Origin of the sequence: Erwinia tasmaniensis Et1/99 (assembly GCF_000026185.1) — a bacterium.
Classification (GTDB): Bacteria; Pseudomonadota; Gammaproteobacteria; order Enterobacterales; family Enterobacteriaceae; genus Erwinia; species Erwinia tasmaniensis.
In genome coordinates, this window is record NC_010694.1 from 3644322 (window position 1) to 3668719 (window position 24398).

The window sequence follows — 24398 nt, forward strand, 5'->3', positions numbered from 1 at the left end:
CAGTTATGCCGCGCTCAATAAGCCCTGAAAATACAAACACCCTGTCAGCTTATCGCTCACAGGGTGTGGGTGCGCATCTTATTATCCGCCCTTGCTGGCGGTTTTTATGCTCAGACGGCAGCGTTACGCTTCGATAGCCACGCGCAGTTTTTTCATCGCGTTCTTTTCCAGCTGGCGTACACGTTCAGCGGAAACGCCATAGCGATCGGCCAACTCTTGAAGCGTGGTTTTGTTGTCATCGTCCAGCCAGCGAGCGCGAATGATGTGCTGGCTGCGTTCATCCAGCCCCTGCATTGCATCGTTCAGCTTGTCAGCGGCGTGATCTTCCCAGTTATCTTCCTCAATGCCGTTAGCAAAGTCGGAGGATTTATCCTGTAGGTAAAGCATTGGCGCCATCGAACGGCCTTCGCCTTCGTCATCCGGCGCGGGGTCAAAAGTCATATCCTGTGCGGCCATGCGCGATTCCATTTCACGCACGTCTTTACTGCTGACGCCCAGCTCACGCGCCACCATTTCTACCTCATCCTGGTTAAACCAGCCTAAACGCTGCTTGGCTTTACGCAGGTTAAAGAACAGCTTGCGCTGTGCTTTTGTGGTTGCGACCTTCACGATACGCCAGTTGCGCAGCACGTACTCGTGGATCTCGGCTTTGATCCAGTGCACGGCAAAGGAGACCAGTCGCACGCCCACTTCCGGGTTAAAACGGCGTACGGCTTTCATCAGGCCGATGTTACCTTCCTGGATCAGATCTGCCTGCGGCAGTCCGTAACCGGAGTAGTTACGAGCGACATGAACGACAAAGCGCAGGTGAGACAGGATCAGCGTTTTAGCTGCTTCCAGATCGCCCTGGTAATGCAGCCGTTCAGCCAACGCTTTTTCCTCTTCTGCCGTCAGCATAGGCCGGGCATTGGCCGCCCGGATGTAAGAATCCAGGTTGCCTAAAGGAGCAATAGCTAAAGTTTGCATTTCTTTGGTCATTCAAACCCTCTCTTTGTTATACATGATTGCGGCGTCAATCCATGAACCGTCCACAAGACTACGTGAACAGACGGTAAAATTAAACACAATCTGTGCTAACGACTTCATCATTTTCTAATCAGTAGACGCTAAAGTTATCCACAAGTTCAATTTCATCGGTGGATATTTTATAAACCGTTTTCGTGACGCGTGCCCATAGGCAGCACGGCGGGGGAGGCCACGGTGGCTGACCTTCCTCTGCGCCGCAGCTTCGCGCAGCAGAGGAAGATTATAGCAAAAAACATGTGAAGGGATTACTGCGGCGTAAATCGGCGTAAATGTTGTACCGTCGCCAGCCAGGCTGCAACCCAGCCAATCATGGCGGAAATCAGCAGCAGCAGCAGGCTTTCATCCCACGCCAGCCCGTGTAGCACAAAAGAAGTGCCAAACACCGACGCCACCTGTGTTACCACCGACTCCAGCCTGAATAACAGCGCTCCTGACAGCACCAGTGACAGCAATGCCCCGCTAAAACCGAGCAGTGCCCCGCCGTATAAAAACGGGCGCAGGATAAAACCGTCGGTTGCACCGATCAGCTTTTGCACGTTAATGGTGTCGCGGCGGGCAAAAATGCTCAGGCGCACGCTGTTACCAATCACCAGGAACACCGCAACAATCATCAGGATGCCAATCATTGCCGCCACCTGGCCCACCAGTCCGGTGAGCGCCGCCAGCCGGGCAAACCAGCTGTCATCCATCTTCACTTCATCAATGCCCTGCACCTTCGACACGCGGTCACGCAGGTTATCCATCGTCGACGAATTCTGGAAGTTTAGCTTCGGCGTGATAATCGCCACGGCCGGCAACGGGTTCTGCTCCAGCATGTCCATGGCTCCGCCGAAGCCAGACCAGTTGCGGAACTCACCCATCGCCTCTTCACGCGACAGGTAGTTGACCTTATCGACCCCATCCTCTTTTTTAAGCTGCGCCACCACGTTTTCGGCCGCGTCGTCATCCAGCGTTTTACTCAGGTAGACGGTGAGCTGCGGTGCGGGATACCACTGGTCTGCCGCCTGACTGACGTTCTTCCACACCATAAAACAGACGCTCGGCAGCGTCAGAGAGATGGCAATGACCATCACCGTGAGCAGCGTTGCCAGCGGCTGACGCCACAGATCTGACAGCGAACCGTGCATCGCGTAGCGCCACTGTTCCTGCCAGCCGCCCTTAAGCGCTTTGCTTTTTGATGGCTGCTTGTGCTTCGCCGTTTTTGGCGCTGAAGCGCGAGGATTGCGTTTATTCACCACGATGACCTCCGTGCAAACGACCCTTATTTAGGGTCATCTGCCGATAGTTGCGGCTGGCAATAAGCCCCATATCATGGCTGGCCATCAGCACCGTGACGCCAACGCGGTTAAACTCCTCGAACAGGCGCAATATGTCCTCAGACAGCGCCTCGTCGAGGTTACCCGTGGGTTCGTCCGCCAACAGTACCGCGGGCTTGTTCACCACCGCACGGGCAATGCCAACGCGCTGCTGCTCACCGCCAGAAAGCTGAATGGGGAAACTTTTTGCTTTATCGAGCAGGCCAACTTTGTCCAGCGCCGCAGAAACGCGGCGGCGGATATCTTCACCGCTGGCCCCGGCGATAATCAGCGGAATGGCCACGTTGTCATACACCGAGCGATCCATCAGCAGATGGTGATCCTGAAAGATCATGCCAATCTGCCGGCGCAGGAACGGGACTTCCCGGCTTTTGAGACGGCTGATATCATGACCACCAAACCAGATATGTCCGGCACTTGGGCGTTCAATGCCACAGATCAGCTTCAGCAAGGTGCTTTTCCCTGCCCCGGAGTGTCCGGTCAGAAACGCCATTTCGCCTGGACGCAGATGGAAATCCACCCCCTGCAACGCTTGCCGACCGCCGAGATAAGCCTTACTGACTTCTTCAAAGCGAATCATCCTAATTAGTCCTCTCGGGCAAAAAGTGCCTCTATAAAATCGTCAGCCTTAAACGAGCGTAAATCTTCAATGCCTTCGCCAACGCCAATGTAGCGAATAGGAATAGTGAACTGATCCGCTACCGAGAAGATCACGCCGCCTTTTGCCGTACCGTCCAGCTTGGTCAGGGTGATCCCGGTCAGGCCAACGGCCTCATGGAACAGTTTAGTCTGGCTGATCGCATTCTGTCCGGTGCTGGCATCAATCGTCAGCATCACCTCATGAGGCGCGCTGTCGTCCAGCTTCTTCATCACGCGGGTAATTTTTTTCAGCTCTTCCATCAGGTGCGACTTATTCTGTAGACGCCCGGCCGTATCGGCGATCAGTACATCAACATGCCGCGCTTTTGCCGCCTGGATGGCATCAAAAATCACCGATGCGGAATCGGCACCGGTATGCTGCGCCACCACCGGAATATTGTTACGCTCCCCCCACACCTGAAGCTGCTCAACGGCAGCAGCGCGGAAGGTATCCCCGGCAGCCAGCATCACCGATTTGCCTTCGGCCTGGAACTGACGCGCCAGCTTACCGATGGTCGTGGTTTTCCCTACGCCATTTACGCCGACCATCAGAATAACAAACGGCGTTTTACCGCTGACATCTAACGGCGATTCAACTTTTGCCAGGATCTCGGCCATGTCGGTTTTCAGCAGACCATAAAGCGCTTCAGCATCGCGCAGCTGCTTTCGGCTAGCCTGAGTCGTCAGGTTGCCGATGATACGGCGAGTGGTGTCCACCCCAACATCAGCAATCAGCAGCTGTTCTTCCAGTTCTTCAAACAGATCGTCGTCGATTTTTTTGCCGCGGAACAGGCTGATAAACCCGGAACCGAGGTTAGTGCGGGTTTTGACCAGGCTGCGTTTCAAACGAGCAAAGAAACCTTCTTTGCTCGGGCGCTCTTGCTCCGTGGCCGGCTCTGGCTCTGGCTCTGGCTCTGGCTCTGGCTCTGGCTCTGGCTCTGGCTCTGGCTCTGGCTCTGGCTCTGGCTCTGGCTCTGGCTCTGGCTCTGGCTCTGGCTCTGGCTCTGGCTCTGGCTCTGGCTCTGGCTCTGGCTCTGGCTCTGGCACGAGAATGTCGCTTACGGCTTCGGGTTCAACAACAATCGGCTCTTGCGCGACTTCTTCCGCCAGCGCCTTATCAACCGGTTCGGTAGCCAGCGCTAATGCTTCCAGCTGCGCCTCATCAATTACTTCTGCTTCGCTCTGCGCCGTGGGAGATCCCTCGACCTCGGTCGCTGGCAGCACCACAGGTTCAGTCACCGGCATGGAACCGGCTGGCGCTGCGGCCTCGTCTACCGGCCGTTCAGCCTCATGCGCATTATCAGCATTTGGCGTGTCGGCAGAAGGCTGCTGTTCTAACGTTTCTTTTACCTCTACCTCTTCCTGCTGCGTCTTTTCGTCACGCCCCAGGCCAAGCCAGGAAAAAAAGCCACGTTTTTTATTCTTTGCCATGGTGCAACCACACTCCTCGCGGGAAAACCGTTCTGTCAGAAAAAATAAGCTATGCCCTGAATAATTCGAGGTGCAGGATAGCGGTAAACGCGGGGTTCCTGATGAGTTAACCCCGGTTGACCATGTGTATCAACACCAACGGCCAACGCCTCTGCAGCTTGAAATATGGCGGGTACAGCGATTTAACGATTAGTTTCGTAGTCTACCACTTTCTGCAAAGCGCATTACAGCACCCTTTTACGTTTCCTCAACGCGGTTAGCCCGTTAAACTATGCAACAAATTATTAAGAGTTCAGCAAGATGAATAAAAAACCCCGCAGCGGCGCAGCCGGGCAAATACGCATTATTGGTGGTCAGTGGCGTGGCCGCAAGTTAACGGTTCCCGATAGCGCGGGCCTGCGCCCCACGACCGATCGGGTACGTGAAACGCTTTTTAACTGGCTGGCTGCGGATATCCAGCAGGCAAACTGCCTTGACTGTTTTGCCGGCAGCGGCGCGTTAGGCCTGGAAGCGCTGTCGCGCCATGCCGCCAGCGCCACGCTGCTGGAGCTGGAGCGACCGGTGGCGCAGCAGCTGGAAAAAAACCTTGCGGCCCTCGGGGCGAAAAACGCACGCGTTATTCATCGCAATACGTTGCAGTTCCTGGCCCAAAAGGGTGAGCCTCACCATCTGGTATTTGTTGATCCACCGTTTCGCAAAGGGCTGCTTGAACAAACGCTTACGCTGCTGGAGAACAACGACTGGTTAGCCGACGGATCCCTGATCTATGTCGAAAGCGAAGTCGAAAACGGCCTGCCGCCGGTGCCGGTAAACTGGCAGCTGCATCGTGAAAAGATCGCCGGTCAGGTGGCTTACCGCCTGTATATTCGTCACACGGAAAACGAGGATAACGCAGATGTTAATTAATGCAGGCCGTCTGTTGATGGTATTCGTCTGGGCTTTTTTGTTGCTTAACGTGATACACCCCTTCCCGAAGCCGCTAACGTATTTTGTTAACGTCGCGCTGTTCTTTATGACGATCATGCACGGCCTGCAGCTGGTGCTGATGCGCACCACTCAGCCACAGGGGTCGGCTAAACTCAGCGGCCTGACGCAGGCCAAAATCTTTTTCTTTGGCGTGTTTGAGCTGCTCGCCTGGCAGAAAAAGAACTTTCCCAAACGCTAATCAGTTTCGCCGGACTTCTGCGTCCGGCTTAAAACTCACAAAGCGCGTTCCTTTAAACCGCAGCTCGCCCAGCGTGCCCTTATCCATTTGATGGTAATCCCCGGCCTTCAGTTCCAGCTTAAAGTCACCGGCCTCGTTCAACGGATGAAACCAGGCCTCATAACGCATCTCTTCAACAGGAAGATGCTCACGCTGGCGTGAACGACGATTGGCGGCCGGATATTCCCGTTTGCTCTTGACTTCTACCCTCAGGCTGCGCAGCGGCGTGGCGTCGTTAACCGCCACCTCACGGCGCTGTTTGATAAACTGACGGGTCGCTAAAATGGCGATAATGACCAATACGAGCAACAGGAAAATGGGCGGCTTCATGACATTCATCCTACTGAATATAAAAATTGTTGGGTTGCAGAGCGCGCTTATCAGCATACAAGCAGAGCCATCTCATTGTCACATCGTTGGTCATTAACCTACACTGGGAATGATTTTGTCGGGTTCTTCATCTACAAGGACAACATATGATCTGGTCTTTTCTTGCCGTTCTCTTTTCCGGCTGGCTGTATGTGGACGCTTCCTATCGCGGCCCGCAGTGGCAACGCTGGGTATTTAAACCGGTTACCCTGCTATTGATGCTGGCCTGGGCCTGGCAAGCGCCGGTGTTAAAAACGACCGATTACCTGATCCTGGCCGGACTGATCGCCACGCTGGCAGGTGATGCGCTGACGTTGCTGCCCAACAAACGCATGCTGTATGCCATCGGGGCATTCTTCCTGTCGCACCTGCTTTACACGCTCTGTTTCGCCAGCCAAATGACGATTGCCCTGTACTGGCCAATACCGCTCACGCTGCTGGTTATCGGCGCGCTGGTACTGGCTACCGTCTGGACCCGGCTGGAAGAGCTGCGCTGGCCGATTTGTACCTTGATCGGTATGGCGCTGCTGATGGTCTGGCTCAGCACCGAGCAGTATTTCTTCCGCCCGAGCGACTACAGCTTTACCTTAATGGCCGGGGCCGGCCTGCTGCTGCTGGGCAATATTGTCTGGCTCATCAGTCATTTCCGCCGCCGTTTCAGCGCTGACAGCGCGATGATCGCCGCCTGCTACTTCGCCGGTCACTTTATGATCGTTCGCTCTCTGTGGCTGCAATGACTCAATACGCTTGACTCTGGAGTTGAATCCAGAGTGTAAGATGGCTATCGGCGGGTATTGGTGCCCGCCGCTATCGGCCAGGAGGCGTTATGCAGCAGCACTCTTCTTGTGGTTGTGGTCACCACCACGCCCGCAAACAGCATGGATGCGCGACCCGCTCGCGCCCCGTTATCAAAAAAGTTACCGCCGTCGGTGCAGACGCGCCCTGCTGTGGCGATACCGCCTGTAGTCCGGCGGATCCCCCCGATGAAGAGGGCGACAGGCTGGCGCAAACCGCCCGCTTTAGCTGGCAGGTACAGGGCATGGACTGCCCGAGCTGCGCGCAAAAAGTTGAAACCGCCGTCAAAAATCTTGCCAACGTTCGCGCAGCTCGCGTGGTTTTTGTCAGCGAAAAACTGCTGGTCGATGCCAGCGCCGATGTGCGCAGCGAGGTCGAACGGGCCGTCGCACGCGTTGGCTTCCGCCTCCGGCGCAGTCATGCGGCAGCAGCCGCCGCTGAAGCCGGCTTCTGGCGGGAAAACCGCAGCGCGGTGTTGCTGGCACTGCTGATGGCGGCCAGCTGGCTGCTCGGGACTCTCCATCCCGGCGCGGGAAATGTGGCTTTTACCCTTACCACGCTGGTTGGCGTCTGGCCGGTGGCGCATCGTGCTCTGCGCCTGATACGCGGCGGCTCACCGTTCAGCATTGAAACGCTGATGAGCGTTGCTGCCGTTGGCGCGCTGTTTATCGGCGCGACCGCAGAAGCGGCGATGGTGCTGCTGCTGTTTACGCTCGGCGAAAGGCTGGAGTCATTTGCCGCCGGCCGCGCGCGCAAGGGGGTGACCGCGCTGATGGCCCTGAAACCTGACCAGGCGCTGCGAGTTCGCTCCGGCCAGCGTGAAAACGTTGCGGTAAGCGACCTGCGGCCGGGTGACGTGATTGAGGTAGCCGCCGGAGGCCGTTTGCCTGCCGACGCGAAGCTGCTGACGCCGTTTGCCAGCTTTGATGAAAGCGCTCTGACCGGGGAATCGGTGCCGGTCGATCGCCAACGGAATGACGCTATCGCCGCCGGCAGCATGAGCGTTGACCGTCTGGTACAGCTGGAGGTGATGTCAGAGCCGGGCCACAGCGCGATTGACCGCATCCTGCATCTGATTGAAGAAGCCGGGGAGCGGCGCGCGCCAATCGAGCGTTTTCTCAATCGCTTTAGCCGTATTTATACCCCGATCGTTATGTTGCTGGCGCTGGTCGTGGCGCTGCTACCTCCGCTGCTGATGGCGGCGGAATGGCAACCGTGGATCTACAAGGGGCTGACGCTGCTGCTGATTGGCTGCCCGTGTGCGCTGGTGATCTCCACGCCGGCGGCGGTAACCTCGGCGCTGGCCGCCGCCGCGCGTCGTGGCGCGCTGATCAAGGGCGGCGCGGCGCTGGAAAGTCTTGGCAAAGTGCGTACGATGGCTTTCGACAAAACCGGCACCCTGACGGAGGGAAAACCCCGGCTTATCGCCATTACTGCGCTGGACGGCAGCGATGAAAATTCTCTGCTGGCTGTTGCTGCCGCCGTTGAGCAAGGTTCGTCGCACCCTTTAGCACGGGCTATCGTCGCGGCGGCCGATGCGCGTCAGCTGGCGATCCCTGCGGCCAGCGACCAGCGTGCGCTGGCGGGCAGCGGCATACAGGCAAAGGTAAGTGGTCGCTTACTATTTATAAGTTCACCGCACAGAGTGTCTGAAGAATTACTGGCCCCGCAGCGTAAAGCGATTGAAGCACTGGAAGATGGCGGCAATACGGTGGTGATACTGCACGATGAACGGCAAATGCTGGCAACCTTCGCCCTGCGCGACACGCTGCGCGCCGATGCCCGTGGTGCGCTGGCAGAATTGCAGGCGCTGAATATTCAGGCCGTGATGCTGACCGGGGACAACCCGCGTGCTGCGGCAGCGATCGCCGCCGGGCTGGGCATTGATTACCGCGCAGGCCTGTTGCCGGAAGATAAGGTCAACGCCATCAGAGCGCTGCAACAGCAGCAGGCGGTGGCGATGGTGGGCGACGGCATCAACGATGCGCCAGCGATGAAAGCCGCCACCGTCGGTATAGCGATGGGCAGCGGCAGCGATGTGGCGCTGGAAACCGCCGATGCGGCACTGCCGCATAACCGCCTCGCCGGGCTGGCAACGATGATCCGCCTGTCGCGGGCTGCCCACGCCAATATTCGTCAGAACATTGCGCTGGCGCTCGGGCTGAAAGCCCTGTTCCTGATCACCACGCTGCTGGGGATCACTGGGTTGTGGCTGGCGGTGCTGGCCGACTCAGGCGCTACGGCGTTAGTCACGGCTAACGCCCTGCGCCTGCTCGCTAAGAGATAACGAGCGAAACGCAGCGCCGGGCTAGAGGCCTTTTTTCAGCAGATATTGATAGGGCAGCGCGTCGACGGCCTGTGCCACCAGCGTATGTTCCATAAAACGGCAAAAACCGGGAATGTCACGGGTGGTGGCCGGGTCATCGGCGATGATCAGCAGGGTTTCGCCGTCCTGCATATGGCGCACGGTTTTACGCACCATCATCACCGGCTCCGGGCAGCGCAGCCCCTGGGTATCAAGGGTTTGGTCAGGATTGGCGAAGGGGTCGCTCATAGTTATCTCAATCAGGAAAAAGCAAAATTTGCGCTATTTTACCCTGGGTCAAAGCAGGTGCAACCATTCCGCCCCACGATAACGTTTGCGCTTAAATCAACCGTTGCATTGGCAGGCCAAAACGGTAATATGCCGCAAAATCGTACATATCCTCTCTATTTCACACGCCACAGCGTGAAAGATGAAGGACAAGACTGGGTTCCCTCACCCCACAACATATAAAAAGGCTCAATATGCTCGCATTCAGTTCTCGTCAGCGCCTGCACGCGCTGGTCTGGCTATCTCTGTTTCATCTGCTGATCATCCTCTCCAGTAACTACCTGGTGCAGCTGCCGATCACTATTTTTGGTCTGCATACCACCTGGGGTGCTTTCAGCTTTCCGTTTATCTTTCTGGCGACCGACCTGACGGTGCGTATTTTCGGCGCACCGCTGGCGCGGCGTATTATTCTGGCGGTCATGGTGCCGGCACTGTTTGTCTCCTACGTGGTTTCAGCGCTGTTTTATCAGGGTGAATGGCAGGGCTTTGCAACACTTGGACAGATGAACCTGTTCGTGGCGCGTATCGCCTGCGCCAGCTTTATGGCCTATGCGCTCGGTCAGGTGCTGGATATCCAGGTCTTTAACCGCCTGCGCCAGAAAGCGGCATGGTGGATAGCGCCCGCTGCGGCGATGTTCCTCGGCAATATCAGCGATACGCTGGCCTTCTTCTTTATCGCCTTCTATAAAAGCACCGATCCGTTTATGGCAACGCACTGGGTTGAGATTGCGCTGGTGGATTACAGCTTTAAGGTCCTCATCTGTATGCTGTTCTTCCTGCCGGCTTACGGCCTGCTGCTGAATGCAACGCTGAAGCAATTAACAGAGAAATCTAATCGCCCCCAGGTGAATTTCGGCTAGTCTGATATCTTGCCGACCTGAAGCACCAAGCCGATGGCTTCAGGTCGTGATATTGTCACGACCAGCGGATTGCTTTTATGCGCTGAATACGTTTGTATCCATGCTTAGCGACATGCGATCAATTTAAAAAGGGACTCTGATGCGTAACTTACTGAAATATGCCGGAATTGCAGTGCTGGTCACGGGCCTCGCAGCCTGCGATGGCAAAAATGATAAAGCCGCTGACGGCCAGGACGCCAGCAGCAGCCAGTCAGCGCAGAACGTCACGCTGATGGAGGGCAAACTGAGCTTTGCGTTACCGCCGGGGATGAGTGATAAGAGCGGTAAGCTCGGAACCCAGGCCAATAACATGCACGTTTATGCCGATAATTCTGGCCAGAAGGCGATTATTGTTATTGAGGGCGACAGCAGCAGTGAAGGTCTGGATACCCTGGCGGGACGCCTGGAAGCGCAGCAGCGCAGCCGCGATCCGCAGCTTCAGGTGGTGGCCAACAAGAGTATCAGCGTGAAGGATCATCAGTTACAGCAGTTGGACAGCGTGATCTCTGCCAACAATCAGTCCTCGTGGTCTTCCGTGGTCTTGGGCAAAATCGACGGCAAGCTGATGACCCTGCAAATCACCCTGCCCGCCGATAACCAGCAGCAGGCGCAGACTGAAGCAGAAAGTATTATTCAATCCATTACGCTGAAATAGCCTGAAAGCGTATAAAAGCCGCCTTCACGAACGGTGAAGGCGGCTTTCTGCATGTGATTACAAACCGGCGTGTTGGCGAATGTACCGGCGCGCTTTTAACGCATATTCAAACGGGTTCGCCCGCGCCGGGTCCTGTTCCGCTTCCACCACCATCCAGCCCCTATAGCCGGAATCGTCCAAGATTTTAAATACCGGATCGAAATCAATCACGCCGTCACCCGGCACGGTGAATGTGCCTCGTTTTACGCCCTCCAGGAATGACAGCCGCTGTGCCTTCACCTCTGCTACCACCTCGTCGCGCACGTCCTTCAGATGCACATGATTAATACGCGCCAGGTGTTTTTCCAGCATGGCCAGCATGGCTTGCTGCGAACCTTCCGAGTAGTAGGCGTGGCCGGTATCAAAGAGCAGGTACACGTCATCATGGGTCTGCGCCATAAAGCGATCCACCTCCGCGCAGGTTTGGATCGCGGTGCCCATATGGTGATGCAGGCCAACGGTCATCCCCTTTTCGGCCGCCAGTTTTGCCAGCTGGTTGTAGCCTTCCACCGTCAGCCGCCACTGTTCATCGCTAAAGTGCGGTTTTTCTTCCAGTACCGCTTTTGCCGTGCCCTGAATGCTCAGACTCTGCTCAGAACAGCCGATGACTTTCGCGCCCATCGCATGCAGGAAATCGCGATGATTGATAAACTCATCGAGGGTTTTTTCCCTGTCGCCGTTGGCAAAAAAGGTGCTGAACCAGGCATTAACGATCTCAAGCCCACGGATATCCAGCATCGGCTTCAACACCGCCGGGTCACGCGGATATTTACTGCCTACCTCACTGCCGGTAAAGCCCGCCAGCGCCATCTCACTGACAATTTGCTGGAAGCTGTTCTCTTTGCCTAACTCCGGCATATCATCGTTAGTCCAGCCGATCGGCGCAATCGCCAGTTTGACCTTATTTTTGTCCATACGTGTTCCCCAGGATTCAGCGTGCGGCACGGGCTGCCGCGCGGTTATTTGCGCAGCAGCTCGCGCTCGATCAGCTCGCGCGTTTCCACCGCCTGATATTTCATTTTTTCCGGATAACCGAACAGTGAAGAGGCGATAATCGACTCGCCTCCGACCGGATAAGTGCGGTTGGCAAAATCCATCTCGCGCAGCGTCTGGAACAGCGTGGAAAAGTCCACTTCCCCTTCGCCCACCCCAACATGCTGATGAACAACGGCGTCAACGCCCGGCGGATTCACGATGTAGCGGCAGTGTTTGGTGTGGTTCATGGTGTCCGCGATCAGCACATGCGACAGATCTGCCCCGGCGTACTCCAGCATGCTCCTCACGTCCCCTTTTCCTTTGTCGTAGAAAAAGGTGTGCGGCACGCTGTAAAGATATTTGACGTTATCACTGCGAAACGATTTCACCAGATCGGCGGTTTCATTATTCTCTTCACAGAAGTCCCACGGGTGGGACTGGATTTCAATGCGTATCCCTTCACGCTCGACGATGGGCAGCAGCTCCTCCATTGAGCGATAGAACATCTCCTCACAGATTTCAGGCTCATTAGGGTTACCGGAAAGTTCGGTGTTGATCACCTGCACCCCGGTTTCCACCGCAATCTCTATCATCCGTTTCCAGTTACGCACGGCGGCCTGACGGCGCGCTTCGTCCGGACCAGACCAACGGTAAACCACAATATAGGAAGAGATTTCCAGCCCGGTTGCGCGCAGCGCGTTCTTATACTCAGTGATAATTTCACGGCTGGCTTTAGGGTGTTTATAGAACGGGTTGATCTGCGGGTGGGGCGACTGCTCAATATATTGATAGCCCCAGTCCGCCACCTGGTGGACCATTTTAGTGATGCCCAACTCTTTAATGACATCAACGTCAAAGGCGATTTTCATCAGAATCTCCGTCATAAATCAGTACGGTGTTTCATCGTTACCCCGCCGGCAGGCAGAGAAACACAGCGGGTTTAGCGATAAAACGCCGGGCGCTGCGGTAATTCAATCGGCTCTACGCCGCCGCTGTTCTGCGCTTTCAGGCAGGCGTCCGCCGCTACCGAGGCGGCATAACCGTCCCAGGCGGATGGCCCGTTCAGTTTTCCGGCGCTGGCGTCATTGATAAATGCCTGTAGTTCAACGTCATAGGCCGCGATAAAGCGATCTTTCCAGTCGGTAAGGATCGCCGTCGACAGCCTGGCATCCTTACGCATTTGTACCGCAGACGGCTCCGGCAGCCTGGCGATGCCGTTTTCGCCGACCACTTCACACTGGATATCATAGCCGTAGGCGCAGTTAACAAAGATCTCCACGTCAATGCGAATACCTTTGCGGGTTTCGAACAGCACCACCTGCGGGTCACGCAGCCTGCCGTGCGTTTTACTGGTGGAGCGCGGGAACACCACCTGCACCGATTTGTATTCGTCTTCGGTCAGCCAGCGCAGCACGTCCAGCTCGTGGATCAGGGTGTTGGTGATGGCCATATCGGTGGTGTAACTCTCCGGGACGGTGGGATTACGGTGCGCGCAGTGCAACATCAGCGGTTCACCAATCTCTCCCTGGGTAATGACGTTTTTCAGCGCCCGATAGCCGCTGTCGTAAGGGCGCATAAAGCCCACCTGCACCAGACGTTGGCCAAACTTGATTTCAGCATCAACGATACGGCGGCAGCCTTCGGCACTCATTGCCAGCGGTTTTTCGCAGAATACCGGCTTGCCCGCCGCGATGGCTGCCAGGGTGAACTCTTCGTGGGTCGGGTCCCAGGAGGTCACCAGCAACGCATCCACATCCGGTGATTTCACCACCTGGTAACCGTCGGTAAATACCTGCGCGTCAATACCGATACGGGCCAGCGCCGCTTTAGCCCCTTCCACATTGATATCAGAGACGGCAACCACCTGCGCTCCCTGCAACACTTTGCTACAGCGGCGGATATGTTCCTGCCCGATAGCGCCCGTTCCGATTACACCCAGTCTTAATGTCATGGCCTTTCCTTACTATGTAGGAGAAATCAGGCTAACCGACCCAAGTCGGGTGATAAGGTTAGCGCCCGCTCAATCTGAAACATAAAGCGCATCAACGGTTAATATTCACGCGCCTGGTCGATATGTTCATTCAGCATCTGTGCTACCGCGTCGATGCGCGGCGAGGTAGAGACCTGGGCTCCGCCCACGCGCCACCAGCTTAAGTACTTGTGGATCATGGTTTTTGGCAGGACCTTAATGTCAATCAGCGTCGATACCGTTTCTTTCTGCGCCGCAATCAGCGCCGCATGCAGCTGTTCAAGCGTGGTCACGCGCCAGGTTTTACAGCCGTAACCGGCCGCAATGGCCGCGAAGTCAACCGGGATCAGTCCCCCGTCCAGCCTGCCGCCTTCAGCATCGCGGAAACGGAACTCGGTAGTGAAACTGTCCATGCCGTGTTCCATTTGCAGGTTGTTGATACAGCCGTTGGCCATGTTGTCCAGCAGGATCACGTTGATTTTCGCGCCCTCCTGAATCGAGGTCACCAGCTCGGAGTGCAGCATCATAAAAGAGCCATCCCCCACCAGGGCGTAAACCTCACGCTGCGGCTCCGCCAGCTTAACGCCCAGCGCGGCATTGACCTCATAGCCCATGCAGGAATAGCCGTATTCGACGTGATAGCTGTTGTCATCTTTAGTCCGCCACATGCGTTGCAGATCGCCCGGCAGACTGCCCGCAGCGGCAACAATCACTGCATCCTTCGGCAGGTATTCATTGAGTGTGCCCACTACGCTGCTCTGCGTCAGAAAGGAGCCGGTCAGGCGATTAAATTCGGCGTATAGCGCGGTACGGTCAATATCGTCGTCGATTTCCGGAATAAAATCGTCGCCGCTGTAAACCGCCGAGTAAACGCGCTGGGTCTCTTTCAGCAGCCGGCTCCTGGCCTGAAGCACTTTTTCGCCCCAGGCATGTCGGAAGCCGATGGCCGCCAGGCGACTGTCGATGGCAGTCAGGGCTTCCCGCGCATCCGCCACCACCTGTACGCCATCCAGTTTACAGGCATCAAAGTTGCTGACGTTGATATTGAGGTAGCTGACGTCCGGATGCTGGAATATCCATTTTGATGCGGTCGTAAAGTCGCTATAGCGCGTGCCGACGCCTATCACCAGATCGGCCTCTTTCGCCAGCAGGTTTGCCGCCAGACAGCCGGTTTCCCCCACCCCGCCGACGTTTAACGGATGGTCAGACAGGATCGTGCCTTTACCGGCCTGGGTTTCGGCAAACGGGATCTGGTAGCGTTCGGCAAAAGCGCGCAGAGCATCGCCCGCGCCGGAGTACTTCACCCCTCCGCCACAGATAATCAATGGTTTTTTCTTCGCGGTAATCAGCGCCAGCGCGTCATGCAGCTGCCCTTCGGTCGGCAGACGGCGATCCAGGCGATGCACGCGCTTCTGAAAGAAATAGTCAGGGTAGTCATACGCTTCGCCCTGCACATCCTGCGGCAAAGAAAGGGTCACCGCGCCGGTTTCCGCCGGATCGGTCAACACGCGCATGGCATGAATACAGGCCGTCATCAGCTGCTCCGGTCGGCTGACGCGGTCCCAATATTTGCTGACGGCGCGAAAAGCATCGTTGGTGCTAATGCTTAAATCGTGACTCTGTTCAATCTGTTGCAGCACCGGATCGGGCTGACGGCTGGCGAACACATCCCCCGGCAGCAGCAGCAGGGGAATGCGGTTAGCGCTGGCGGTGGCGGCGGCAGTGAGCATATTTGCCGCTCCCGGCCCGACGGACGAGCTACAGGCTATAATCTCGCGGCGAAGCTTTTGCTTAGCAAAACCTGTCGCCGCATGCGCCATGCCCTGCTCATTACGCCCCTGATACACCACCAGGTCGCCACTGTCCTGCTCCAGCGCCTGGCCTAAACCCAGCACGTTTCCGTGGCCGAAAATAGCGAATATGCCCTTAACAAACTTACTTTCCACGCCGTCCACCGACAGGTACTGGTTGTCGAGGAATCTGACCAGTGCCTGTGCCGTGGTTAATCTGATCTTGCCCATATGCTGTTCCTTTTCTCTGTCGCCAGGCCCACACCGGAGGCAGGCGGCAACAGCGGTAAGTGAAACGTGAGACAATTATAAACAAATATTTTTTTCACTAAACACCATTACAGAAGAAACATTTCATTATGCGAGAGAGATCAAATTATGCGCTGTAACCGGGAGAAATAACGCGTCAGACAGGTGCCAAACGAAACCATCATCTTCCCTGGTATCATTAACGGAAAAAATCGTTTTTTTTCAGAATGTTTACCGGCCTGGTATTCATCAGAAAAGCGCGCCGCGCACGCCGCTGAACTCACCTGAAATAACTGACTGACGGCGTGAAATCTCGTCTGGTATCACAGAGTTTTAACCCCCTCACGTTTTCGGGGTAATAATTTCATTTCGAATTGAATTTGGAATTTTTATTTCCTATAGTGCTTTATATCGCCGCAGCCGCCTGGATGCCGGGGGCAGAACAGAGGAAACAACAGATATGGGTACACAACAGAAGCCACTTGATGTGATTTGTATCGGGCGTATCGCCGTCGACCTTTATGGTCAGCAAATCGGCGCTCGCCTTGAAGATGAAACCACCTTCGCTAAGTATCTGGGTGGATCTTCCGGCAATGTTGCCTACGGTACGGCGATCCAGGGGCTGAAATCGGCGATGCTGGCTCGGGTCGGTGATGAGCATATGGGTCGCTTCCTGCGCGAGGAGCTACAGCGCGCCGGCTGCGATACCCAGAGCCTGATTACCGATAAAAAACGCCTGACCGGACTGGTGATCCTCGGAATAAAAGATCGGGAGACCTTTCCGCTGGTGTTCTACCGCGATAACTGCGCCGATATGGGCCTGGTGCCGGACGATATTCGGGAAGAATATATCGCTTCTGCACGCGCCCTTGCCGTGACGGGGACTCACCTGTCGCATGCGGATACCCGTGCCGCCGTGCTGAAAGCGCTGGAAATAGCACGCCGCCACGGCCTGCGCAGCGCGCTGGATATCGATTACCGTCCGGTGCTGTGGGGGCTAACCTCTTTGGGCGATGGTGAAACCCGCTTTGTGGAATCGGCTCACGTCACAAAACAATTGCAGGACGTGCTGCACTACTTCGACCTGGTGGTAGGGACAGAAGAAGAGTTTCATATTGCCGGCGGCAGCACGGACAGCCTGACCGCCCTGAAAAACGTCCGCCGGGCGACGAAAGCCACCCTGGTATGCAAACGTGGGCCGCTGGGCTGCGTGGTGTTTGAAGGCGAAATCCCGGATAGCTGGCAGCAAACAACACTGCAACCTGGCGTGCGTGTTGACGTACTGAACGTGCTGGGCGCGGGCGATGCCTTTATGTCGGGCCTGCTGCGCGGCTGGCTTAACGATGAAAGCTGGGAACAGGCCTGCCGTTACGCCAACGCCTGCGGGGCGCTGGTGGTATCGCGTCACGGCTGTGCCCCGGCGATGCCGACCAAAGAGGAGCTTGACGACTTCCTGGATCGTCAACAGGCGGTGAAACGCCCGGATCTCGACGGTCGCCTGAACCATCTGCATCGCGTTACCACCCGTAAGCAGCATTGGCACGAGCTCAACATCTTCGCCTTCGACCATCGTAAGCAGCTGGTCGATATGGCCACGGAGGCGGGCGCGGATGATACGCGCATTCCCGAACTGAAAAGTCTGCTGTTGCGGGCTGCGCGTGAGGCAGCAAAAGAAGCGGGCCTTGATAACGGCCGCTGCGGCATTCTGGCCGATACCACTTATGGCCTGCCCGCCCTGAATGAGGTCACCGGCACGGGCTGGTGGATTGCTCGCCCGATTGAACTTCCCGGCTCGCGTCCGCTGCGCCTGGAGCATGGCAATATCGGCTCCCAACTGGTCGACTGGCCGCAGGAGCACGTTGTCAAATGCCTGACTTTTTACCATCCACAAGACGGTGCGGACATGCGCCAACGCCAGGATGAGCTGCTGCTGGACGTGTGGCAGAGCTGTAATAAATCCGGACACGAGCTGCTGTTGGAAGTGATCCTGCCGGAAAGCAACCCGGATAAGGATGAGAAACACTATGTGCAGATCCTGAATCACTTTTACCATCTGGGCATTAAGCCTGACTGGTGGAAACTGCCGCCATTGTCACCTGCCAGCTGGCAAGCTATTGGCGAGCTGATTGAAGAACAGGATCCACACTGTCGGGGCATACTGCTTCTGGGCCTGGATGCCCCGGAAGCCGAATTGAAAAACGGGTTTGCCGCTGCTGCCCGATCGCCCTGGGTCAAAGGCTTTGCGGTCGGTCGCACTATCTTTTCCCAGCCTTCGCGCCTGTGGCTACAGAACGAACTGGATGACGCCACGCTGATTGCGAAAGTGAAAAATAACTATTTGACGCTTATCGGCTACTGGCGTGAGGCACGCCCGGCACCATAATGTCTCCCGCGCCCCGACATGTCAGACAGCAAAAGCGGGCGGCTCACGCGCGGAGTCGCCCTTGCTGAATGATTTTGCGCCACGCTCGACGATTTTGTGAACTGTTTCCCATACCGGATGAAATAAAAGCTGCTGGTTTCTTCACCAAGTGAAATTTATCGTTCATCTGATAGAATGGCCTACAGCACATCTTCTTTTCTTTTAGCGAGTCGCTTAATGGCCAATAATCCTACCCAGCTTTCTCTGTTACAGGACGATATCCGTCATCGCTACGATACCCTGAGTAAGCGCCTGAAGCAGGTGGCACGCTATATTCTGGATAACAGCAACAATATTGCTTTCGATACCGTCGCCTCCATTGCCCAGCAGGCAGACGTGCCGCCTTCCACCCTGATCCGCTTTTCCAACGCCTTTGGCTTTAGCGGCTTCAATGAAATGAAGCAGGTGTTTCGTCAGCACCTGATGGAAGAGACCGTCAGCTATACCGAACGTGCACGCCTGTTCCGCCAGACCGCAACGGATGAAGCGCCTGCCGCCCCGGAAAGCCCGGCGGAAATCCTCAACGTGTTTAGCATGGTGAATGCTCAGGCGCTGCAACAGCTGGCGATGCAGGTCAATCCGGAACAGCTGGAAAAAGCGGTGAAGCTGCTTGATGAGGCAGACAATATCTACGTTATCGGTCTGCGCCGCTCGTTTAGCGTGGCGTCCTACCTGACGTACGCCCTGCGTCATCTTGAACGGCGTGCGTTCCTGATCGACGGGCTGGGCGGCATGTTCGCCGAGCAGCTGAGTATGGTGAACCCGAAAGACGTGGTGATCGCCATCAGCTACTCGCCTTATGCGCGCGAAGCGGTCGAGCTGGTGGAACTGGGGGCAAAGCGCGGTGCGCAGCAGATAGCGATTACCGACAGCCAGGTCAGCCCGCTGGCCGCCTTCAGCGATGTCTGTTTTGTGGTGCGTGAAGCGCAGGTCGACGGTTTCCGTTCCCAGGTCGCCTCCCTGTGCCTGGCACAGACGCTGGCCGTATCGCTGGCGCTGAACAATGCACGCCGGGAGCCAGAGGCATAAAAAAACGGGTGAGCCCGTCCGGCCACCCGCCCCGTCACGCCGTTTTCATCCCTTTTACCCGCTGGATGACCCTTTACGCGGATAGTCCGCGCTATTTATCCAGGCGTGATCTTCTTCCCAGCTGAATTTCCACAGGCGCACCGGCCCGGCCATCACGTTGAGATAATAGTTATCATACCCGGCAATGGTCGCTACCGGATGATAGCCGCGCGGGACCGTCACCACATCGCGGTTATAAGCCGCCATGCACTCATCCAGCGAACGGTCGTCAGTGTAAACGCGCTGCATGGCGAAACCGCGTTCCGGGTTGAAGCGGTGGTAATAGGTCTCTTCCAGATAGGTTTCCTGGTCTGAATCTTCGCGGTCGTGCTTATGGCTTGGGTAAGAGCTGGTGTTGCCTTCATCGGTATACACTTCCACCACCAGCAGGCTGTCCGCCGGCCTGTCGTCAGGCAAAATATTGTGTACCCGCCGCTGATTGTTCCCCTTCCCGCGCTGCTCAACGCCGACATCCTGCGGTGCAATAAGGCGTACCGGGAGTGTGCCGGAAATGCCGGGCGCACTGCACACCGCCAGCTCAAGATCGGACTCCGCCAGCACGTCTACCCGTTCATCGGGCGGAACATAAACCGAGTAAGGCGGCGTACGCTCGAACGGGGACAGGCGTTTACCGATATTCGGAAATTCGGCCTGGCGAGTTTTCACCGAGGCCAGGCCCGCGACCAGTACCAGGCACAGCTCTTTATCACCGCTTTCCAGCGTCAGCAACTGTCCTTTTTTCAACCGGTACGCTGAAAAACCGACATAGCGCCAGCCGGCGCTCTCCGGGGTAATATACTGGATGCGCCCCTGTGCATCCGGCGGGGTAACTTTGTGCAGCAATGACATAGAAATCAGCTCCTTAGTTCACCAGAAACGGCAGTATAAACGCCGCGATCAGCCCAGCGTCGGCATGCTGAACTCAGAAACGGTTTTCTGACCGCTCGGCCAGCGCACCGTGGCCGTCTTCATCCTGGTGTAGAAACGCACGCCGTCCGGGCCATGTACGTTTAGCGCGCCAAAGACCGAACGTTTCCAGCCGCCGAAGCTGTGGAAAGCCATCGGCACCGGAACCGGAACGTTAACCCCGACCATTCCCGCCTGCACCTCACGCACAAAATCACGCCCGGTGTGGCCATTACTGGTAAAAATGGCGCTGCCATTACCAAACTCGTGGCTGTTTACCAGCGCCAGCGCGCTTTGATAGTCAGGCGCACGCACGATGCTCAATACCGGCCCGAAGATCTCCTCACGCCAGATCGTCATCTCCGTCGTCACATTGTCGAACAGCGTGCCGCCAACGTAGTAACCATCAGGATGGCCTGCAACGCGGATCTCACGCCCGTCAACCACCAGCCTTGCCCCCTCGCTGATGCCTTTGTCGATGTAGCCCACGACTTTCTTCTGATGTGCGGCGGAGATGACCGGCCCCATCTCATTTTCATCGTTGCCCTTGTGCATGCCCGGCCCCACCCGCAGAGCCTGCACCAGCGGAGTTAATGCGGCAATCAGGTTATTCGCCGTCTCATCACCCACTGCGACTACCACCGGCAGCGCCATGCAGCGCTCGCCGGCTGAACCAAACGCACCGCCCATAATGGCGTTGACGGTGGCATCCAGATCGGCATCCGGCATGACGATGGCATGATTTTTTGCCGCGCCAAATGCCTGCACGCGTTTGCCGTGGGCGCTGGCGGTGCTGTAGATATGTTCAGCCACGGTGGATGAGCCAACAAAACTGACCGCCTGAACGCGCGCGTCTTTATACAGCTGTTCAGCGTTTTCATTGGAGCTGTGGATCACATTGAAGACCCCATCCGGCAGACCCGCTTCACTTAACAGTTCCGCCATACGCACCGAGGCAGAGGGGTCGAGCGCTGGCGGTTTCAACACGAAGGTGTTACCACAGGCCAGCGCGATAGGAAACATCCACAATGGCACCATCGCCGGGAAGTTAAACGGGGTGATACCCGCCACCACGCCCAGCGGCTGCATCAGCGAGTAGCTGTCGACGCCCGTTCCCACATCGGCCGAATTTTCACCTTTCATCAGGTGTGGAATACCACAGGCAAACTCCACCACTTCCAGACCACGGGTCAGTTCACCCTGCGCATCTGACCAGACCTTACCATGCTCACTGACAATCAGTTCAGCCAGCTCATCACGGTGCTGTTCCATCAGCGTTTTAAAGTTAAACAGAATACGCGCACGGCGCAGCGGAGAGGTACGCGACCAGCTATCAAAGGCTTCATGGGCCACCCTGATGGCGTGCGCCACTTCGTCACTGGTGCTTTGCGTCAGTTCACGCACCGGCTTGCCGCTTGCCGGATCGTAAATCGGGATGGTTTCGTTGCTGGCGCTAAGAGAGGTTTTACCGCCAATAAAATTTCCTGTGATAGTCATGTTCTGGCCTCTTTGATGTGATGTCGGCCAGGCGTTGCCGGTCACGCAGCGTGACTGCCTTACGCTACCTTGACGGACAAAAACCTGATGCGTAGAGAAACAGTACGATAATGGAACAAATTTTTCAAATAACGAACTTTAGAAAATTTGTTTTTAGAGAAATCGATCGCATTTCTTTCATCCCAACCTTGCGCAAGGTTCAGAACGTGGCGTGCCGGGCAGTCATCTGGCCCGGTACACGCCAACCGCCCCTGACGGATGCGGCATGAAGCGGGTAGGCGCACGCAAACACTGAAAATCTGCGAGATATATCTAAAAAATTAAATTTCATATTTCACTAATAATGAAATAAATGTTTTCCTTAATGGCACAGATAACAGCAACCGACTGTCTGTGCAGGCATCCGCACCGATCGGCGTGTGACGGGTGCCACTTTTCACTTTGCCGGCCAACTGAACAGGAACCCTGCTATGGCTATCGATCCCTCCCGTTTTTGCATTAACCGTAAGATTGCCCCCGCACTCAGTATCGACGCTTTTTTCCAGCTGGTGAGCAGGCTGGGTCTGCATAAGGTTGAACTGCGTAACGATATGAAAAGCAGCAGCGTTACCGATAACCTGCCCCATCAGCAGGTGCGTAAACTGGCAGAGGAACATGGGCTGGAAATCGTCACTATCAATGCGCTGTATCCCTTTAACCGCATCGATAATGAACTGCTGGATCGGGCCGAAAACCTGTTGCAGACGGCACAGGGCATCGGGGCCGGTGCGCTGGTGATGTGCCCACTGAATGACGGCACAAAAATTTCCGCAGAGGAGACGCAAAAAGCGTTGAGCACGCTGGCACCGCTGTTTGCGCGCTACGGGGTCCGTGGGCTGGTGGAGCCGCTGGGCTTTCCGATCAGCTCTCTGCGCTCCGCCGGTCTGGCACAGCGGCTGATCGCCCAGGCGGAAGTTCCCTTTAAAATCCTGCTCGATAGCTTTCATCACCACCTGTACGAAGGCGCGGAGCAGGATTTTACCCAGGGAATTGATGTTAGCCAGATTGGGCTGGTTCACCTGTCAGGGGTGGTTGATACGCGCCCGGTCAAGGAACTGACCGACGATCAGCGCCTGATGCTGCACCCGGAAGACCGGCTGAACAGCGCCTGGCAGGTACAGCGCCTGGAGAAGATGGGCTATCGCGGCGATTATGCCTTTGAGCCTTTTTCCCCGGCGATGGAAAACTGGCAGGCGGCAGATATTGAGCGCGAGATCCGCCAGAGCCTCGCGCTGTTGCAGGGCTCACCCTTAGCGTCATAATCAAGACCCGGCGCCAGCACGCAGCGAAAGCCGCGGCTGGCGCGCAAGGCCGATGTTACCCATCCCCCCATCTATTCTCACCCTGCCGATCACACCTGCCAACATAGCGACGATTCCTAAAGTCACCGAGCCGATTTTCACAGCCGCTACACTTGCAGCGCATATGTTGAGAACGGAGGAGCAATGAACTCATTGCCACAGGAGAACGTCGGGCAGAATATTTTGCTAAAGCTTGCCACGCTGGTGGTGATCCTTGCCGGTATTAAGCTGTCCGCAGAGATTGTGGTGCCTTTTTTACTGGCGCTGTTTTTTGCCATCGTCATCAATCCACTGGTCAGCGTGCTGATCCGCCGTGGAGTTCGCCGCGGGATGGCGATTGCCCTGGTCATGGTGGTCATGCTGCTGCTACTGACGCTGGTGGGCATCATGGTGGCCGGTTCGCTACAGCAGTTCAGTGAAGTCTATCCACAGCTACAGGCGCAATCAGCACAGAAGCTCGGCACGTTGCAGCATCTCGCCGCCCGTTTTCATTTGAATATCTCCAGTTCATCTCTGGTTCAGCGGCTTGACCCCGGCGCGATGATGGATGTGGCCACGACCATGCTGAAACAGTTTTCCGGCGTCATGACGCAGCTGGTACTGGTGATCATGACCGTGATTTTTATGCTTATCGAGGTGCATCATCTGCCGTACAAGCTGCGCTATGCGCTGATCAACCCGCAAATTCATATCGCAGGACTGCACAAGGCGCTGAAAGGCGTGACGCACTATCTGGCGTTGAAAGCGCTCATCAGTCTGATAACAGGGGTACTGGTCTGGCTGGCTCTGCTGGCGCTGGGCATCAAATTTGCCCTGCTGTGGGGCATCGTGGCCTTTGTGCTCAACTTTATCCCTAATATTGGCCCGGTGCTGGCTGGAATTCCGCCGATATTACAGGCACTGCTGCTCAACACGCCGCTGGACGCCGGGCTGGTAGCCGCACTGTTTGTTAGCATTCATATGCTGCTGGGTAATCTGCTGGAGCCCCGGATAGTAGGGCGCGGACTCGGGCTTTCGAGCCTGGTGGTGTTTTTGTCACTCATCTTCTGGGGTTGGCTGCTTGGCCCGGTCGGCATGCTGCTGTCGGTGCCGTTGACCAGCGTAAGTAAAATCCTGATGGAAACCACGCCGGGCGGCGGCAGACTGGCCATTTTACTCGGCAACGGCCGCAGGCGGCCAGGCCGTGAGCAAAGGCTTCCCCGCTAAGCGGCCACCC

Annotated in this window: 22 protein-coding genes; 10 read left to right on the forward strand and 12 right to left on the reverse strand. The window is 56.5% G+C overall.

All coding sequences use genetic code 11. The features are described from left to right. Positions 1 to 123: 123 nt before the first annotated feature. The 4 genes from rpoH to ftsY all read right to left on the reverse strand — a co-directional run bounded on the left by rpoH (position 124) and on the right by ftsY (position 4412). On the reverse strand, positions 124 to 978 hold the full coding sequence (rpoH, locus tag ETA_RS17565) for an RNA polymerase sigma factor RpoH (protein ID WP_012442946.1): 855 nt from the start codon (positions 976 to 978) through the stop codon (positions 124 to 126). A gap of 293 nt (positions 979 to 1271) precedes the next feature. Continuing rightward, positions 1272 to 2264: a permease-like cell division protein FtsX gene (gene ftsX / locus ETA_RS17570; protein ID WP_042959200.1), complete on the reverse strand. Its 993-nt coding sequence runs from the start codon at positions 2262 to 2264 to the stop codon at positions 1272 to 1274. Then, positions 2254 to 2922, reverse strand: a complete 669-nt coding sequence (gene ftsE, locus ETA_RS17575) for a cell division ATP-binding protein FtsE (protein ID WP_012442948.1) — start codon at positions 2920 to 2922, stop codon at positions 2254 to 2256. The genes ftsX and ftsE overlap by 11 nt, the downstream gene beginning before the upstream one ends. A 5-nt stretch (positions 2923 to 2927) precedes the next feature. Beyond that, on the reverse strand, positions 2928 to 4412 hold the full coding sequence (gene ftsY / locus ETA_RS17580; RefSeq protein ID WP_012442949.1) for a signal recognition particle-docking protein FtsY: 1485 nt from the start codon (positions 4410 to 4412) through the stop codon (positions 2928 to 2930). A gap of 300 nt (positions 4413 to 4712) precedes the next feature. On the opposite strand from ftsY, the gene rsmD reads away from it, so the two are divergent. Together rsmD and ETA_RS17590 are read left to right on the forward strand one after the other, a co-directional pair. Further along, a complete protein-coding gene (gene rsmD / locus ETA_RS17585; RefSeq protein WP_012442950.1) occupies positions 4713 to 5318 on the forward strand; it encodes a 16S rRNA (guanine(966)-N(2))-methyltransferase in 606 nt (201 codons plus the stop codon). Beyond that, positions 5308 to 5577: a DUF1145 family protein gene (locus ETA_RS17590; RefSeq protein WP_012442951.1), complete on the forward strand. Its 270-nt coding sequence runs from the start codon at positions 5308 to 5310 to the stop codon at positions 5575 to 5577. The genes rsmD and ETA_RS17590 overlap by 11 nt, the downstream gene beginning before the upstream one ends. On the opposite strand, the gene ETA_RS17595 is transcribed toward ETA_RS17590, so the two are convergent. Continuing rightward, complete coding sequence (locus ETA_RS17595; RefSeq protein WP_012442952.1) at positions 5578 to 5946, reverse strand: DUF2500 domain-containing protein; 369 nt, start codon at positions 5944 to 5946, stop codon at positions 5578 to 5580. It abuts the gene before it with no gap. A gap of 146 nt (positions 5947 to 6092) precedes the next feature. Here ETA_RS17595 and ETA_RS17600 point away from each other — a divergent pair, with 146 nt between their 5' ends. Next, the gene (locus ETA_RS17600) at positions 6093 to 6722 is read left to right on the forward strand and encodes a lysoplasmalogenase (protein WP_012442953.1); all 630 of its coding nucleotides are present in this window, start codon (positions 6093 to 6095) and stop codon (positions 6720 to 6722) included. An 89-nt stretch (positions 6723 to 6811) separates the two neighbouring features. After that, positions 6812 to 9067 (forward strand): zinc/cadmium/mercury/lead-transporting ATPase, encoded by a 2256-nt coding sequence (locus ETA_RS17605; RefSeq protein WP_012442954.1) that lies wholly within the window; start codon positions 6812 to 6814, stop codon positions 9065 to 9067. A gap of 21 nt (positions 9068 to 9088) precedes the next feature. Here ETA_RS17605 and tusA read toward each other — a convergent pair whose 3' ends face one another. Then, entirely contained in the window at positions 9089 to 9334 is a 246-nt protein-coding gene (gene tusA, locus ETA_RS17610; protein ID WP_012442955.1) for a sulfurtransferase TusA, read from the reverse strand. Between the two features lie 233 nt (positions 9335 to 9567). Between tusA and ETA_RS17615 the strand changes: the two genes are divergently transcribed. Together ETA_RS17615 and ETA_RS17620 are read left to right on the forward strand one after the other, a co-directional pair. Further along, positions 9568 to 10233: a 7-cyano-7-deazaguanine/7-aminomethyl-7-deazaguanine transporter gene (locus ETA_RS17615; protein ID WP_012442956.1), complete on the forward strand. Its 666-nt coding sequence runs from the start codon at positions 9568 to 9570 to the stop codon at positions 10231 to 10233. Positions 10234 to 10372: 139 nt separating this feature from the next. Next, positions 10373 to 10927 (forward strand): DcrB family lipoprotein, encoded by a 555-nt coding sequence (locus ETA_RS17620; protein ID WP_012442957.1) that lies wholly within the window; start codon positions 10373 to 10375, stop codon positions 10925 to 10927. 57 nt (positions 10928 to 10984) lie between these two features. On the opposite strand, the gene iolE is transcribed toward ETA_RS17620, so the two are convergent. From iolE to iolD, 4 genes are all read right to left on the reverse strand, one after another. Beyond that, the gene (gene iolE / locus ETA_RS17625; RefSeq protein WP_012442958.1) at positions 10985 to 11881 is read right to left on the reverse strand and encodes a myo-inosose-2 dehydratase; all 897 of its coding nucleotides are present in this window, start codon (positions 11879 to 11881) and stop codon (positions 10985 to 10987) included. A gap of 44 nt (positions 11882 to 11925) precedes the next feature. Beyond that, entirely contained in the window at positions 11926 to 12810 is an 885-nt protein-coding gene (locus tag ETA_RS17630) for a sugar phosphate isomerase/epimerase family protein (RefSeq protein WP_012442959.1), read from the reverse strand. A 71-nt stretch (positions 12811 to 12881) separates the two neighbouring features. Beyond that, on the reverse strand, positions 12882 to 13892 hold the full coding sequence (locus tag ETA_RS17635; RefSeq protein WP_012442960.1) for a Gfo/Idh/MocA family protein: 1011 nt from the start codon (positions 13890 to 13892) through the stop codon (positions 12882 to 12884). A gap of 98 nt (positions 13893 to 13990) precedes the next feature. Continuing rightward, on the reverse strand, positions 13991 to 15931 hold the full coding sequence (gene iolD / locus ETA_RS17640; RefSeq protein WP_012442961.1) for a 3D-(3,5/4)-trihydroxycyclohexane-1,2-dione acylhydrolase (decyclizing): 1941 nt from the start codon (positions 15929 to 15931) through the stop codon (positions 13991 to 13993). 478 nt (positions 15932 to 16409) lie between these two features. Here iolD and ETA_RS17645 point away from each other — a divergent pair, with 478 nt between their 5' ends. Then, positions 16410 to 18332 (forward strand): bifunctional 5-dehydro-2-deoxygluconokinase/5-dehydro-2-deoxyphosphogluconate aldolase, encoded by a 1923-nt coding sequence (locus ETA_RS17645; RefSeq protein WP_012442962.1) that lies wholly within the window; start codon positions 16410 to 16412, stop codon positions 18330 to 18332. Positions 18333 to 18548: 216 nt separating this feature from the next. After that, complete coding sequence (locus ETA_RS17650; RefSeq protein ID WP_012442963.1) at positions 18549 to 19400, forward strand: MurR/RpiR family transcriptional regulator; 852 nt, start codon at positions 18549 to 18551, stop codon at positions 19398 to 19400. Positions 19401 to 19454: 54 nt separating this feature from the next. Here the strand turns inward: ETA_RS17650 and iolB are convergent, their stop codons facing one another. Then, the gene (gene iolB / locus ETA_RS17655) at positions 19455 to 20288 is read right to left on the reverse strand and encodes a 5-deoxy-glucuronate isomerase (protein ID WP_012442964.1); all 834 of its coding nucleotides are present in this window, start codon (positions 20286 to 20288) and stop codon (positions 19455 to 19457) included. A 48-nt stretch (positions 20289 to 20336) separates the two neighbouring features. Next, the gene (locus ETA_RS17660; RefSeq protein WP_012442965.1) at positions 20337 to 21842 is read right to left on the reverse strand and encodes a CoA-acylating methylmalonate-semialdehyde dehydrogenase; all 1506 of its coding nucleotides are present in this window, start codon (positions 21840 to 21842) and stop codon (positions 20337 to 20339) included. A 470-nt stretch (positions 21843 to 22312) separates the two neighbouring features. On the opposite strand from ETA_RS17660, the gene ETA_RS17665 reads away from it, so the two are divergent. Beyond that, entirely contained in the window at positions 22313 to 23143 is an 831-nt protein-coding gene (locus ETA_RS17665; protein WP_012442967.1) for a TIM barrel protein, read from the forward strand. Positions 23144 to 23326: 183 nt separating this feature from the next. Further along, entirely contained in the window at positions 23327 to 24388 is a 1062-nt protein-coding gene (locus ETA_RS17670) for an AI-2E family transporter (RefSeq protein WP_012442968.1), read from the forward strand. The last annotated feature ends 10 nt before the right edge of the window (positions 24389 to 24398 follow it).